This window comes from Streptomyces sp. Ac-502 (assembly GCF_045222935.1).
GTDB classification, from domain to species: Bacteria; Actinomycetota; Actinomycetes; order Streptomycetales; family Streptomycetaceae; genus Streptomyces; species Streptomyces monomycini.
In genome coordinates this window covers 802,253-817,675 of the sequence record NZ_JBHFFO010000001.1, presented here as the reverse complement: position 1 = coordinate 817,675, position 15,423 = coordinate 802,253, and the positions used below count along the sequence as shown (strand labels likewise).

Below are 15,423 nucleotides of genomic sequence, written 5' to 3'. Positions count from 1 at the left end.
AGTCCTTACCGTCCGGTCCCATGACGACGATCACCACCCGTACGGTCGAATACCCGGCCGACAACCTGACGATGACCGGCTACCTCGCGCTCCCGGCCGGTGCCGAGCGCCGGCCCGCGGTACTGCTCGGACCCGAGGGCACGGGGCTCAGCGACGTCGAGTGCCGCCGGGCCGACGCTCTGGCCGAGCTGGGTTACGTTGCGCTGGCCTTCGACCTCCACGGCGGGCGCTACCTGGGCGCCCCCGAGGAGATGCTGGCCCGTTGCATGCCGCTGCTCGCCGACCCCGACCGGATGCGGGGCATCGGCCATGCCGCGCTCGACGTGTTGCGCGCCGAACCACGGACCGACCCCGACCGGATCGCCGCCGTCGGCTACGGCACCGGGGGCGCTGTCGCACTGGAACTCGGGCGCGACGGCGCGAACCTGCGCGCGATCGGGACAGTCAACGCCCTCACCACGGGCCGGCCGGGCGAGGCGGCACGCATTCGCTGCCCGGTGTGGGCCGGGGTCGGGTCGGAGGACCCGATCATGCCGCCCGCCCAACGGGAGGCGTTCACCGCGGAGATGGAGGCCGCGGGCGTCGACCGGCGCCTCGTGGTCTACGGGGGAGCCCTGCACGCCTTCCACCACCCACCGGTCGACCACACCGTGCGTCCCGGCGTCGGCCACCACCCACGGCACGCACAGCGAGCCTGGCGTGACATCATCGCCCTGCTCGCCGAGTGCCTGCCCGTCACGGATTGATCCGGGAACGCCGCCCCCAGCGGGGTCGGGCGCCCCTCGCGTCCGAACATCGTGCGAACGGCAACGGCGCACCGTAACCACCTCCGGCACCCGCCCGGCGATCTTCCCGCGAACCCCGGCGGAGCCCCCGACCGGTGTGCCGGCCGACCATGCTCGATCTCGGCGCCAACCGCTGTACCGACGGTCCCCGAGGCCGAAGGCGGGCGCAGCACAGGCCGTACCGACCGCCTGAACGGCCCGGTCCTACGGCCACACCACCTTGCGGAAGGCGTACGAGCCGTCCGGCTTCAGCTCCACCAGCGCGAGCGGCTTGCCCACCGGGTCGCCGTGGTCGTCGAAGCGGATCGGCCCGCTCACGCCGTACACCGGCTTGCTGCCGCTGATCTGGAGCAGCATCTGGCGGGTGCTGCCGGTGGTGACCGGGTTGTTGCCCTGCCCGCCGGCGCCGTCGCGGATCGCCACACCCAGGGTGAGCAGGGCGTCGTGGCCCATCATCGCCTGGCCGTCGGCCAGTTCGGTGTCCAGCCGGCGGATCTCCTGCCGGTAGGCGTCGCGGAACTGCGGCAGCGGGTTGACGGAGCCGGGGTACGTGTCCGTCCACTGGTCGGGGTGGGCCAGCACGGTGTGGTGCACGGTGACCCGGCTGCGCTCCCACACCTCGCGGAACGCCTGGCGCGAGGCGTGGCTCTCCGGCACGTCGAAGACGCCCACCACGTCGTCCGCGGTGACCACCGTGGTCGGGCAGCGCCGGCCGGCGGCGGCCATCGCCTCGATGAAGACGCGCAGCGCGCGCCCCCGGCCCGCGAAGTACACGGCGTCCGGCGGGTCGGCACACACCCGGTCGGCGAGCGAGGAGAAGGCGTTGGCGGTGGCGGGATCGGCCGAACTGTAGGCCAGCCCCATGTCGGTGACCTTCAGGTGGTGGCGCGCGGCGGCCGCGGTGAAACTCCGGGACAGGGAAGTGCTGTAGGTGTCCTGTTCGCTGCGGTCCTTGATGGTCGTCACGCGGTACGGGCGCTGCTGCCCAGGGCGGTTCTGCAGGGTCCGCAGGTAGCGCACCGCGGCCGACGCCTGGTCGGAGTTGGTCGCCGCCACCCGCCAGAAGCCGGTCTGCCCCGGCCGGTTCATGGCGTCGGCGGTCACGGTGGAGCCCATCATGGGGATCCTGGCCTCCCGCAGGGCGTCTATTGCCTGCTGGGTGGTCCGGCGGCTCTGCCCGAGGCCCGCCACGGCGACCAGGTGCTGGTCCCCGTCCTTCATCTCCTTGAGCTGCTCCACCAGCGGCTCCCACTGCGCGGACCCGGCCCCGCTGTTCGCCAGCAGCAGCTTGATCTGCGGGGAGTCGCCGCGCCCGCCGCGCCGCGGGTCGTTCAGCTCGCGCTGCGCCAGGTAGGCGCCCTCCAGCTCCCGGCGTATGCTGTCGCGCCCCCGGTCCCCGGGGCCCGTCGTCATCGGCTGGAGGTAGGCCACCGACACCCAGGCTTTGCCGGACGCCGCCACCCGCCGGTTCTCGGCGAGGATCTGCCGGGAGATGTCCCGCAGCGCGGCGTCGAACTCGTACGAGCCGTCGGTGACACCCACGCACTCGTCGCGCGGCCCCTGCTCCCGCACCCCGTCCGCACAGCGCTCGAACACCCGGTCGTACACCCAGTACCCGCCCACACCCAGGGCGCCCGCGACGGCCACGGCGACGGCGGCGCGCAGCCACCTGCGGGGCTGCGGCCGCGGGGCCGTGAGCTGGTCCTCGCCACTCATCCGACGGTCACCAGGGCTTCCTCTCGTAGGCGGCCGCCCGCTGCCACAGCACGTCGTGGTCCGTCTCGTCGCCCAGCCGGCCGCTCAGGGTCTGCAGTGCTTCGGAAATCTTCGGGTACAGCTCGGCCACCGGGTCGCCCAACGGGTCGGACCACAGCGACGCGCAGGGGTCGGACGCCGGGTGGGTGGTGATCCACCCGGCGACCAGCAGACGGGTGACCGTCAGCTGGTCGGGCGGGCTCTGCGCCCGCGCGAGCCGGTGCTGGAACTCCGCACCCGCGGAGCGTTCCAGCGCCTCCGCCTCCCAGCGGCGCGGCGCGCGCTGGATGAAGGACAGCTCCGCGCACCACGCCTGCGCCGAACCACCGCCCCCGCACACGTCGAGGAAGCGCTCGTGCAGGTACGCCGCGGCACCCTGGACGTCACCGGCCGCCAGCCGGTGGTAGGCCCCGGTGCGCCCCGACTCGGCCGCGTCCCGCAGGATCTCGTGCGTACGGATCCACGGCGCGCGGGCGTCGGCGGGCGCCGTGGCCAGCGCCAGCCGGCCCAGCAGCAGGGTGCGGACCATGGCCGGGAGCACGCTGTGCGGCTGGCCGTCGAAGACGATCCGTTCGGCGTACCGGTCGTCGTGGGCCAGTCCGCGCAGGAGCCGCGGCGGGGAGTCCGCCTGCCGCCACAGGTCGGCGGCGCTCGCCGCCTGCCCGAGGGTGACGGCGGCGGCCGCATGGGGCAGCGCGCCGTCGGCCAGCTCCCGCGGCAGGTCCTGGAGGAGCAGTTCCAGCAGCTCGTCCGCGACGGAGTGCGGCCCTTCGGGCGCCAGCACCCCGCGCAGCCGCTGCCCGCAGGGCACGTCCGGTGCGAAGTCCTCCAGCGCGGCCAGCACCGTAGCTGTCGCAGCCGGGTGGCCACGCGTCAGCTCGTGGACCGTACGGCCCAGCCAGGCCACCGGATGCGTGATGCCCGCCAGCGCCGCCTGCGGCATCCGCTTCACGTACGGGCCGGCCTGCTCCTGCACCTCGCTCCGGTCCAGCCGGCGCAACTGCGCCACCTCCAGCCGGGCACCACCGCCGGGCCGGGCCACGGTCCGCGGCACGAACGACTCCGGTCCGTCCACCTGCTCCGGCGGCTGCCAGCACGACAGGTAGCTGCCGAGCGGCCGGGGCCCTTGCTCCAGCTGCCGCAGCACGTCCGGGACGCGGCGCGCGCTCGCCACGACCACCAGCGGGTCCTGGTGCTCCGGACCTGCGGCGGCCCGCGCCTCGACCAGGGCCTGGAGGAACGCGTCGCCCAGCTCGCTGTCGGCGTTGTCCAGCAGCACCAGGCAGCGCAGCGTACGGGCACGGTCGCCGCCGTGCCGCGTGTACGCGCCCTGGAGATCGGCGAGGAACGCCTGGAGCAGCACCGACTCGGCGCGCTCCCGCTGGGCCGCCGTACCGTGCCGGAAGTGCTGGTTCAGCTCGACGAGGGCGTCCGCCGGGACCTGCGGCCGGGAGCCGCCGCGCGGTGTCCGGCCCACCCGCCGGTGCACGCCCCACCACACCCGGGCCCGCTGCCACCCCTGTATCAGCGGCACGACCGCCGCCGACCAGCCGGGCAGCCCCATCGGCACGCCGACCGACGTCACCAGATCCCGCAGCACCGCCAGCGAATGGTCCTCCGCACGGCCCGTGCGCAGCGCCTCGCGCATCTGGCCGAGCGCGGCGTCCCGGCTCTCCGGGTCGGCCTCGGCGGACAGCGCCATCAGCAGGACGGCGAAGGAGGGCAGGGCCAGCGGCGGGAAGTCCGGCCGGCGGGCGTTGAGCTGGAAGGCGATACGGGCCAGGACGTCGACGGGATGGTGGACCCCGTCGTCGAGCGCGGAGAGGTCCAGGGCGGCCATCGGCGCCCGGCCGCCCCAGGTCTCCAGCCGGCCCGTCAGCGCGGTCTTGCCGCTGCCGCGGGGCCCGAGCAGCAGCAGGGCCGGGTACCGGGTGTGCTCACCGCGTGCCCGGACGAGCCGCTGACCGACGAACTCCCGGATCATCAGATCACGTCGGGACTGCACCGCGCCCCCTCGTGGCCACCGTCGTGAGTGACCAGGATGCAGCAATCGGGGGCCTGCGCAAGGTGGTTCGGGAGCAGAGGTGACCAGGGGAGACCACTGAGCCGTATGAGGTCGGTGATGCTTGACGGTACGGGCCGCTCGCGCCGCACGGGAGAGAAGCGTGCGACGCGGGCACTCAGTAGCGACTCCCGGGGATACCGGCGTCGCGCGGGCCGTACGGGGCGGAGTCCAGCCAGCGTCCGGCACGGCCGCACCGGGGCGCCGCGGCGGCCGCCAGACGCTGGGCGGCGCGCTGCCGGAAACCCGGCGCGGTGAGGTGGCCCAGGGCGCGTCCGGCCGCCTGCCGGTTGAGCAGGGCGGCCCGGTGGCGGGCGGCCGCGAAGCCGGTCACGTCACCGGTGGCGATCGCGTCGGCGGCCGCCGCCGCGTCGGCGATGCCCGAGTTCAGGCCCCGCGCCCCGAAGGGGGCGAAGAGGTGCCCGGCCTCCCCGGCGAGCAGCACCCGGCCGTGCATGTCGGTGAGGTCGTCGGCGACGACCTGCTGGAAGCGGTAGTGCGAGGCCCAGGTGACCGCGCAGGCGTGCCCGTCCGGCAGCAGGCCGGGCAGCCAGTCCGCCGCGGCCCCGGCCAGCGCCTCCGGATCGTCGTCCGGACGGCACTGGACGTCCACGCGCAGCCCGCCGCGGAACGGCACGGTCAGCACCTGGCGCCCGGCCATCCGCGGATCGCGGTAGTGGAACGCCCGCTCGCACGGCAGTGGACGCGCGGGGTCGTCGGCGACGTCGACCACCAGGAACGCGTGCGGGGAGCGGGGCCCGCGCAACCGTACGCCGACGGCCCGGCGCACGGCCGACCTGGCCCCGTCGCAGCCGACCGCGTACGGGACACGGTGCTCGGACTCCGGCGTGCGCACCACCACGCCGTCGGGCGAGGAGGTGAGGCCGGTGACCGGGCTCTCCCAGCGGATGCCGGCACCGGCGCGCCGGCAGGCCGCGCGCAGCAGTTCCTCCATGACCGGCTGCGGCAGACTGGAGAACGGCGCGCGGTCCGCCGGAGGCGGGGTGTACGTACGGCGATGGACCTCCCGGCCGTCGAAGGTCGTGCGTCTCGCGCCCCAGACCAGCCCGTTGCCGACCAGCGCGGTGCCGAGCGCCGGGTCGGCGGCGGCGAGCGTGGCCAGTGACTGCCGGTGCAGGAAGATCGCCCGGCTGCCGGGCCGCGGCGCGTGCTCCGCCGCCGCCTCCAGGACGGTGACGGGCAGTCCGCGGACCCGCAGCAGCAGGGCCGTGGCCAGCCCGACCGGGCCCGCGCCCACGACGAGGACGTGCGGTGTGGCGGTGGTGTCCATGACGGCCTCCTAGCGGGGCAGCCGGCCGCGCGCGACCTTGCCGCCCGCGGTGGTGGGGAGTTCGGGCAGGAACGTCGTACGGCGGGGGATCTTGTACGGGGCCAGGTGGGCCCGGCAGTGCGCGAGAATCGCGGCCTCGTCGGCGGCTCCCCCGTCGGCGGTCGCGATCCAGGCCTGCGGGGCCTCGCCGCGCACCGCGTCCGGCATGGCGGTGACGGCGACCGCGGCCACCGACGGATGGGTGGAGATCACCCGTTCCACCTCGGCCGGGTAGACGGTGTAACCGCCGCACAGAATCACGTCCTTGAGGCGGTCCAGGACGGTCACCCCGCCGTCGTCCGTCACCCGTCCGACGTCCCCGGTGCGCAGTTCGCCGCCGGGCGTCAGGACCTGCGCGGTGGCCTCGGGGGAGCCGAGATAGCCGGGAGTGACGAACGGCCCGCGTACCAGCAGTTCACCGTCCTCACCCGTACGGACCCCGGCACCCGGCACGGGCGGGCCCGCGGTGCCCGGGTGGCCGGGGTCGTCGGCGGGGGTGAGCGAGGCCAGGCCGGCCAGTTCGGTCATGCCCCAGCCCTCGGCGAAGACCGCACCGGACCGCTCCTGCCAGGCGCGGGCGAGCTGTTCGCCGGCGGGCTGGCCCGCGGAGAGCGAACAGCGCACCGACTCCAGCGGCAGCCCCGCGTGGGCCAGCAGCCGCCGGTACATCGTCGGCACCCCGGCCAGCACGGAAGGACGGTGACGGCGCAGCGCCTCGGCCACCGCCTCCTCGGTGAAACGGGCGAGGAGGACGAGGGTGGCCCCGGCGGACAGGGCGGCGTTCAGGACGTTGGTGCCGTACGTGTGCGCGAGCGGCAGCGGACTGAGCACCGTGTCGCCGGGCCCCAGCGCCAGCCGCCGGGCGATGTTCTCCCCGCCGAGCCGCACCGCGCGCCGGGTCTGGAGCGCTCCTTTGGGGCGTCCCGTGGTACCGGAGGTGTAGGCGATGGTCGCGATACCGGTGAGGTCGGTGACAGGGGAGCGGGGCGGGGGTCCGGAGCCGGGCGGGGAGAGAGGCGGGCCGGGCCCTTCGGCGGTCAGGACGAGCACGGCACCGCTGTCGGTGGCCGCGTGCCGCAGCTCGTCCGGCGCCGAAGCGGCGTTCAGCGGCACGCCCACGGCGCCCAGTTCGGCCAGCGCGAGGTGGTCCGTGACCCAACGGCGGCCGTTGGGGCGGCAGAGCACCGCCCGGTCGCCGGGGCGCAGCCCCAGCGCGGCCAGCTCGGCGGCCCGTTCCGTGACCGCGGCGCGCAGCGTGCGGCGGGGCAGGGGGCCCTGTTCGTCGATGAGAGCGATGTCGGTGTGGCGTCGGCAGGACATGAGGGGCTCGCTTTCCTCGCAGGTGGGAGGGGAGAGGTACGGGCCGGACCGGTCAGGGCACCGGCTGCCAGGCGGCAGCGGCGGCGTGCACCGTCCGCAGCACCTCGGCCGGCGTACGGCCGTTCTCGTCGAGCAGCAGACCGCCGGGCCGGCTGCCCACCGAGTAGTGGATGTCGAAGAACGTGTCGACCTCGGCCGCCGCCGTGGCCCCGCCGGGGCGGGGCGCGCAGACCCACGTCACCGGGGTGCCGGTGGTGGCCACGGCCTCGATCAGCGCGGGCAGTTCGGCCATGATCCGGTCCGGCGCGAGGCGCACCGCCAGCAGCAGTCGCCCGGGCACCCGGCCCGGATTGAGCGCCGCGCACCGCGCGGCGACCGCACGGGGATGACAGCCCGGCCGGGGGCACAGGCCGGCCACCGCGCCGGGCGGCGGCACCCGGTCACCGTCGGCCGTCCACCGGACCTGCCCGGCGATGGCCGGCGGACAGGCGTCCAGGAACGACATCAGCTGCGGGAAGTCGCTCAGCCAAGGGTGCGAACGGGCCGCCGCGCGGTACTCCTCGGCAACCCACCGCGCCTCGCGCGGCAGCACACCCGGGGGCGGGTGCCCGCCGGTGACGACGGTGACGGGCACACCGGCCACGTAGTGGGCCAGCCCGGAGGCCACCGTCGTCAGCGCTCCGGTCGCATGGCGCCCGAGGTGCAGCAGGAACGCCTCGCCGCCCGCCGTCGGGGCCAGCGCCGGATGCGGGTCAGGTACGGCGGGCCCGGCGCGCCCGATCTCCTCGGTGAGCGGCCGGGGACGGCCCGCCAGACGCTGCCGCGCCGGCGGCGACGGGACGACGACCGGCTGCGGCCGGACCGGTGCCGGACCGCTGCCCGGTGCCGGACCGCTGCCCGGTGCCGGACCGCTGCCTGGCGCCGGACCGCTGCCTGGCGCCGGACCCCCGTGCCCGTCGTACTCCGTCCCGGCGGGCACCAGCCGCGGGTTGAACAGCTCGCGGATGAACAGCCAGGGCCGGTCGCCGTCGAGCACCACGTACGCCTTGAACACGGCGGGCCGGACCCGGCCGTCCTGTTCCCACCCGGCCACGCCGACCTCCACCAGCCGCCGGGTGCGCATCGCGCCGGCGGCCCGCAGGCCGTAACCGATCGGCGTACGGCCGCTGGTCAGGCACGCGGCCAGCGCCGGGTCACCGGGGACCAGCCCGACGACGGTGTTGAGCGAGACGGGCGTCAGCGCGGCGTCGGCCAGCGCCGAGCGGCGGACCAGGACCTGTTCGTCCCGGCCCAGGCTCAGGCAGCGGCGGGCCAGCGCGTCCTGCGCGACGGCGGGCGCGGTGCCCTGGTGCAGCACGCGCAGCCGCAGGGGCGTGGCGAGCGCGGACTCCAGCAGGGTGGTGGTCAGTCCGTCGCTGGCGAGCAGCATCCGGGTCAGCGGGCTGCTGAAGCGGGCGATGTCACCGAGGTCGAAGGGCCGCGGGGCCGGCCGGCCGGGGGACCGGTCGCCGGTGCCGGCACCGCCCTCCGGCAGGTGGCGGTCGGTACTGGGGTAACGGAGTGGGGTGAACACGGTCAGGTCCTCTCCATGAGGGGGTGGTGCCGAGGACGGCGGGCCCGGGGTCCGCCGCCGCCCGGCGGGGGCGGGGGCAGGAGGCGCGGCGCGCGCGTGCGGCGCCGGCCAGTTCCCGCAGCAGCTGGGCGGTGCCGCTCCAGCCGATGCACGCGTCGGTGACGCTCTGTCCGAAGACCAGCTGCCGGCCGGCACCGGCGTCCTGGCGGCCGGGGACGAGGAAGCTCTCCAGCAGCAGGCCGCGCACGGTGGTGTCACCGTCGGCGATCCGCACCGCGAGGTCCTCGGCGACCGCGTGCTGCCGTTCGTGCTGCTTGCCGCTGTTGCCGTGACTGGCGTCCACGAGGACGCGGGCGGGCAGTCCGGCAGCGGCGAGCAGTTCCGCCGCCTGGCGGACGTGCGCCGCACCGTAGTTGGGGCCGTCCGCGCCGCCGCGCAGGACGACGTGGCAGTCCGGGTTGCCGCTGGTGCGCAGTACGGACACCGGCCCGGCACCGGACGCGCCGAGGAAGGTGTGCGGTGCGGCCGCGGCCCGTACGGCGTCGACCGCGACCTGCACCGAGCCGTCCGTGCCGTTCTTGACGCCGACCGGCATCGGCAGGCCGCTGGCCAGGTCGCGGTGCACCTGGCTCGCCGCCGTACGGGCCCCTACGGAGCCCCAGGCGACGACGTCGGTCAGGTACGCCGGGGTGGCCGGGTTGACCCATTCGCAGCCCACCGGCAGGCCGGACTCGGCGATGTCGAGCATCAGCGACCGGGCCTCGGCCAGGCCGCGGCCGAGGTCGGCGCCGCCGTCCAGGCCGGGGTCGCCGACCAGGCCGGGCCAGCCGAGGCAGGTGCGCGGCTTCTCGACGTAGACCCGCATCACGACGAGCAGGTCGTCCGCCAGTGCGGCCGCCGCTTCCCGCAGTCGGGACGCGTAGTCCAGGGCGGCCGCCCGGTCGTGCACCGAGCATGGCCCGGCGATGACGAGCAGCCGGTCGTCCCGGCCGTCGAGGATCCGTACGGCGTCGTGCCGGGCCGTCATGACGGTGTGCGCCGCGTGGTAGGTGAGCGGCAGCCGTTCGCACAGCTGCGCCGGGGTTTCCACCGGCAGGACGCGGGTCTGGCCGCCGGTGGGGCGGATCCGGCGTCCGTCGCGGTGCCGGAGGTGCGGGGTGGCGGGGGTGTCTGTCGAGGTGGTCATGGTGGTTCGCTCCTTCGGGGTGGCGCGGGCGGTGTTCTGTGGGGTGGGAAGCGGATACGTCATGACGTGTGACCTCCGTGGCCCCCCGAGCCCCCGTGGCCTCCTGAGCCTCCGTGGCCGCCGCCTCCGTGCATGCCGGGGTGCATGTCCATCACCGGACCGGGCATCACCGTGAACGGCCGCATCATCGACTCGTCCTCGTGTTCGAGGATGTGGCAGTGGTACATGTAGCGCCCCGAGCCGCCGTCGAACCGGCCCAGTACGGACACCAGCTGGCCGGACCCGGCGGGCGCCGGCCTGGTGTCGCCGACCCGCACGGTGTCCTTCCAGCCGAGGCCGGCGCCCTCGACGGGCAGGTCCCCGGTGAAGGTGACGGGGGTGACGGTGCCGTGACCGCGCACCGTGCCGTCGCCGTCGACCAGCCGCTGGAAGCCGCGGCCGTCGTAGTTCTGCCGCCGGGTCTCCTGGAAGCGGATCAGGTGGATGTGGAAGGGGTGGACGGGGCCGCCCAGGTTCAGCACGTTCCACTGCTCCCAGCCGCCCTCGCGCGCCATGATGGTGGTGGCGTCGTTGAACATCTCGGCGACCCGGCGCAGCGTCAGCAGCGGCTGTCCCGGCCGCTGCACCTGCACGATGCCGTCGCTGGGGATCTCCACCGACGAGGCGTCCTCGACGGTCTCCATCTCCCACATCATCGGCATCCCGGTGGCGGCCGGCGGGGTCAGCACGATCCACCGGTGCTCGTGGTCGGGGGCCGTGGCGTGGCTCAGCCGTACGTAGGACGGGCTGACGCGGCCCGGCAGCGTGAACGGGTCGTCCACCGCCTCGTCCGCGACCCGGAACTGCACCACCTCGGGCGAGGGCGCCGGGCCGGGCGGGTTGGTGGCGGTGTCGGTCCAGTGGACGCGCATCCCCCGCAGGACGGAGAAGTCGGCCAGGACGTCGGCGCGCTCACCGGGTGCCAGGGTCAGGCCCTGTTCCGGCAGCGGCTCCGGCTCGGGCAGCAGCCCGCTGTCCGTACCGATCTGGTGGAAGGCGCGGGCGACCAGCTCCGGGTCGACCGGCGTGCCGTCCTCGTGGCACAGGCGCAGGGTGAAGAACCGCGCGTTGGAGCCGTTGACCATCCGGAAGCGGTACCAGCGCGCGGCCACCTCCAGGTGGGGCTGGACGACGCCGTTGACGACGTTGTAGGGGCCGAAGAACGGGCGCGGCACGTCCTGGGCGTCCCGCAGGACCTTGTGCATCAGCACACCGGTCGGGCGGCCCTTCCAGTCGGTGTCGACGTTGCGGTCGCACAGTACGAGCGGGATCTCGTGGGCGCCGTCCGGCAGGCCGAGCGCCGTCTCCTCCTCGTCCCTGATCCAGTACATGCCGGCCAGGCCCGTCATCACGTTCAGCGCGGTGATGTTCATGGCGTGGTCGTGGTACCAGAGGGTGCAGGACGCCTGGTCGTTGACGTACTCGGACAGCTGGGTCTCGCCCGGCGGCACGGCGTTGTCGGTCCAGCCGTCGTTGACGCCGCTGGTCCGGGCGCCGTGCAGATGCACCACGGTCCAGGGCGGCAGCGCGGCCACCTTGCGGTCGAAGGTGTCGGCCGCCGGGTCGTAACCGGGGCGCACGGCGTTCGCCGGCACCCGCGTCTCGACCTTGATCAGGGGGTACGGGCCGCTCAGCCCGTTGGCCCAGGACACCCGCAGCCGGGTGCCGCGCCGCACCTCGACGGTCGGCCCGGGGACCTGTCCCTCGTAGGCCCACATCAGCGACGGGGGAAGTTGCGAGTGCAACTGAATGCGGACGGGGCGGGTCGTGACGGTCAGCTCGGCGCGGCCGGTCTCCGGGTCCGCCTCCGGCCGCAGGACCGGCGGGATCCGCAACGGGTCCAGGAACGGTTCCAGCGGCGGGACCTCGGGAGCGGCCGGGGTCTGCGGGACCTCCGGGGCCTCGGGGACCGGAGCGGTATCCGGGGCCACCGGGATCTCCGGGGCTGTCGTGACCGGCGGGGCCGTCGGGGAGGCGGCGGCCGGGGGAACCGGTTCGGTGAGGACGGCCGGCTCGGTGGCGGCCGCCGGGGTGGGGGTTTCGATCAGCTCAGGCATTGCGGGGACTCGCTTCCGAACGGTGGAAAGGTTGACTCCCTCACCGTGCGCCCCGGCAGACCCTCCCCACATCGGGGAAAACACGTGCCCGACTACTGAACCGGTACGGAGCCGGGGAAGCCCGCTACTGAGCCCGATGGCCCCGCCCCTGCCCTCCAGGGGCCTGAGGCCCCTGCCTCTCAGGCCCCTGCCTCTCAGGGCCCTCAGGCCCCAGACCTCCAGGCCCCGGCCCCACAGTCCTCCGGTCCCACCCGCCCCCGCCCCCTCAGCCCTCCGGCCCCCGCACCCCCGCCAGCTTCCCCGCCACCGCCGCCCGCGACGAGACCCCGAGCTTCGCGAAGACATGGGCCACGTGCGTCTCGACCGTCCGGGGGCTCAGGAACAACCGCTCCGCGATCCGCTGGTTGCTGAACCCCTGCCGGACCAGCTCGGCCACCTCCGCCTCCCGCCGCGACAGCCGCCCGTCGGTCCGGTCCGCCGCCCGCCCGGCCCGTACGCCCAGCCGCCGCTGCTCCCGTACGGTCCTGGCGTGCAGCCCGAGCGCTCCGCACGCGCCGAACACCTCCGCCGCCCGCGCCAGCTCCGTACGCGCCGCGGCCTTCTCCCCGCAGCCGGCGTGCGCGGTGCCGGCCCGCAGCCAGGCCCGCGCCGCGGACAGCCGCTCGCCCGTCGCCTCGAACAGCTCCGCCGCCCGTACCGCGCCGCGGGCCGCCGCGGCCGGGTCGCCCTCCTGCTCCGCGTGGGCCCGCGCCAGTACCGCGTGCCCCGACCCCGTACCGCCGCCCGGCACCGCCGCGGCGCGGTCCGCCCAGCCCGCCGCCGCGCCGGGCCGGCCGCGCTCGGCCTCCGCGTCGGCCATCGCCTCGCAGCACACCAGCAGGCAGCTGCGCTCCAGCAGCGGGGTGACGAACTCGTCGCACGCGGCCAGCACCTGCGCCGCGCCCGCGTCCACCTCCTGGAGTCCCACCAGCGCCAGGCCGCGGCCGACGACACCGAGCCGCGCCCACCACTCCCGGCGGCCGTCCGCGTGCCGGATCGCCTCGTCGGCGAGGGCCAGCGCGGCGGCGGCGTCGCCCGTCCAGCGGACCATGAGGGACTTCACGGCCAGCGCCAGGGCCACGCACTCGTCGGAACCGAGCAGCCGCGCGGCGTCCACCGCGTCCTCGGCCCGGTCGACGGCCTCCGCGAGGCGCCCCGTCCGGCCGTAAGTGAACGCCTGCGCGGTCAGGATCCACGGCGAGAGGTAGCTCTGCCCGGTGGCGTTGGCGATGGCCAGGCTCCGTTCGACCGTGCGGGCGGCCTGCGGCAGCCGGCCCATCATCGCGTCGATCCAGCACAGGAAGGCCAGCGACTCCAGCCAGGGGGCCAGCTCGGCGTCGGTGGCGTCCGCCGTCAGCCGTTCGGCCCGGGCGGCGAGGTCGTGCGCGGCGTCCAGGTCGCCCGCGCCGTAGGCGCAGCCGAGCCGGAGCGTCACCAGCGGCATCCAGTCGTCGGGCGGGTCACCGGCCGTCTCGGCGCCGCCGGGCCGGGACAGTACGGCGGTCAGCCGGTCCAACTGCTCGGCGGCGCCCGTGAAGTCGGCGCGGATGAGGCTGTCGCCGATCAGCTGGAGGTGCAGGGGGACGGCGTCCACCGCGTGCTCCGGAGGCACCCGGCCCAGCTCGGAGCGGAGCAGGGCGCGGCCCTCCGCCTGCCGGTTGAGCAGCCGTTCCAGGATGGCGCAGAACCGGGCGGCGCCGGCCCGCTGCGCCCAGGCGTCCGGCGGCAGCAGCCGCAGTACCTCCAGCGCGGTGTCGCGGCCCTGGACGAGCCGCCCGCCGACGCCCTGGAGCCGGGCCAGTTCGACGAGCAGCGAGAGCCGGTCGGGCGCGGGTCCGGCCGCCGTACCGCCGGGTTTCTCGGGGAGCAGGTCCAGGGCGGTCCGCAGCCACTGGGCGGCGGTCGCGGGGGACTGGTACGCGGTCGCGCGGGCCGCCTCGACGAGCACGCCGACGGACAGCAGGTCCCCGAAGCGCGCCGAGCGGGCGATGTGGCGGGCGCGGGTGACGGTGGGCGCGTCGCGCTCGTCCAGGGCGGCGGCGACGCGCGCGTGGGCGGCGACCCGCCAGCCCGCGCCGGAGGAGGCGTAGGCGAGGTGCCGGACGACGGGGTGGCGGAAGCGGAAGCGCCCCGGGGCGGGCGCGCAGCGGACCACGTCCCGCTCGGCCAGCTCGTCGAGGGCCGCCAGGGCCTCCGCCTCGGTGGTCGGCGCGGCGACGGCCACCATGCCGGGCTCGAACTCGTCGCCGAGTGTGGCGGCGGCCTGGGCGGCCAGCCGCACGTCGTCGGGGAGGGCGGCCAGTTCGGCGGCCAGCGCTTCGCGTACCGCGTTCGGCAGCAGTCCGTCGTCGTCCGGGGCGGCGTTCTCGACACCGCCGCCCGCGGGGGCGGCGGTGGCCGGTGCGGAGCGGGCCAGCGCCTCCAGGTACAGCGGATTGCCGCCGCTGGCCTCGTAGAGCGCGCGGCGGCGCCGGGCTCCCACGGAAGGGCCGAGGAATTCACCGGCCTCCCGGAGGGTGAGCGGCGCGACCTCGATCCGGGTGCGCAGCCCCGGCGCGGCGTCGGCGAGGGCGGCGGTGAGCCGGGGCCCCGCCTGACGGGTGCGGTAGGTGACGGCGAGCAGGAGGGGGCCGCGCGGCGGGTGCCGGGCGAGGTGGGAGAGCAGTTCCACCGAGCCTTCGTCGGCCCAGTGCACGTCGTCCAGCAGGACCGCGAGGCCGCCGGGGGCCGCCAGGGCTTCCAGCAGGAGGCGTACGGCGCGGTGCACGCGGTAGCGGTTGAGGCCGGTGCTCGGGGCCGCCGCGGGGTCCGGGACCGGCCGGTCCGCCGACAGGGCGGGGAAGACGTCGGCGAGCAGCCGCGCGCTCTCCGGGTCCAGGGCCGCCCGTACCTGGTCGGCCCGGGACTCCACCTCGTCGTCCAGGGCGTCCACGGCCAACGAGAGGGGGACGTCGTTCTCGTACTCGGTGCCGCGGCCGCGCAGCACGGTCAGCCCCTGCCGGAGCGCGGCGCCTGCGGTCTCGCCGAGGAGTCTGGTCTTGCCCGCCCCCGGGTCCCCGGTCAGTTCGACGAGCCGGAACTCGCCCGCGGCGGCGCGTTCCGCTTCGGTGCCGAGGAGCCGTACGACCTCCGTGCGGCCGACGAGTGCGCGGTTGCCGTGGAGCGGTGCGGGACTGTCGGGCATCGGGCGGGCCGGTTTCGTTCGGGTGTCGTGCGGGTGGGTGGACGGGTGCACGGCGGAGATCGCCCCAATGGAATATTTTGGTCCATAGGGGCC

Annotated in this window: 9 protein-coding genes; 1 reads left to right on the top strand and 8 read right to left on the bottom strand. The window is 75.7% G+C overall.

The annotated features are described in order from the left end of the window. Positions 1–20 precede the first annotated feature (20 nt). Positions 21–746, top strand: coding sequence for a dienelactone hydrolase family protein (locus ACEXOX_RS03620; RefSeq protein WP_406519061.1), 726 nt, complete (start codon positions 21–23; stop codon positions 744–746). 243 nt (positions 747–989) lie between these two features. On the opposite strand, the gene ACEXOX_RS03615 is transcribed toward ACEXOX_RS03620, so the two are convergent. The 8 genes from ACEXOX_RS03615 to ACEXOX_RS03580 form a co-directional block, all read right to left on the bottom strand. Further along, complete coding sequence (locus ACEXOX_RS03615; protein ID WP_406519059.1) at positions 990–2,501, bottom strand: ABC transporter substrate-binding protein; 1,512 nt, start codon at positions 2,499–2,501, stop codon at positions 990–992. A 7-nt stretch (positions 2,502–2,508) separates the two neighbouring features. Beyond that, the gene (locus tag ACEXOX_RS03610; protein WP_406519058.1) at positions 2,509–4,545 is read right to left on the bottom strand and encodes an ATP-binding protein; all 2,037 of its coding nucleotides are present in this window, start codon (positions 4,543–4,545) and stop codon (positions 2,509–2,511) included. 175 nt (positions 4,546–4,720) lie between these two features. Beyond that, positions 4,721–5,893, bottom strand: a complete 1,173-nt coding sequence (locus tag ACEXOX_RS03605) for an FAD-dependent monooxygenase (protein ID WP_406519056.1) — start codon at positions 5,891–5,893, stop codon at positions 4,721–4,723. A gap of 9 nt (positions 5,894–5,902) precedes the next feature. Continuing rightward, positions 5,903–7,252 carry a class I adenylate-forming enzyme family protein gene (locus ACEXOX_RS03600; protein ID WP_406519054.1) on the bottom strand — a complete coding sequence of 450 codons (1,350 nt, stop codon included), beginning with the start codon at positions 7,250–7,252 and terminating at the stop codon, positions 5,903–5,905. A 52-nt stretch (positions 7,253–7,304) separates the two neighbouring features. After that, a complete protein-coding gene (locus ACEXOX_RS03595) occupies positions 7,305–8,825 on the bottom strand; it encodes a 3-deoxy-7-phosphoheptulonate synthase (RefSeq protein ID WP_406519052.1) in 1,521 nt (506 codons plus the stop codon). After that, the gene (locus ACEXOX_RS03590) at positions 8,713–10,011 is read right to left on the bottom strand and encodes a 3-deoxy-7-phosphoheptulonate synthase (RefSeq protein WP_406519050.1); all 1,299 of its coding nucleotides are present in this window, start codon (positions 10,009–10,011) and stop codon (positions 8,713–8,715) included. The genes ACEXOX_RS03595 and ACEXOX_RS03590 overlap by 113 nt, the downstream gene beginning before the upstream one ends. Before the next feature lie 59 nt (positions 10,012–10,070). Continuing rightward, entirely contained in the window at positions 10,071–12,107 is a 2,037-nt protein-coding gene (locus tag ACEXOX_RS03585) for a multicopper oxidase domain-containing protein (RefSeq protein WP_406519048.1), read from the bottom strand. Between the two features lie 265 nt (positions 12,108–12,372). Beyond that, entirely contained in the window at positions 12,373–15,330 is a 2,958-nt protein-coding gene (locus tag ACEXOX_RS03580; RefSeq protein ID WP_406519046.1) for an ATP-binding protein, read from the bottom strand. Between the last annotated feature and the right edge of the window lie 93 nt (positions 15,331–15,423).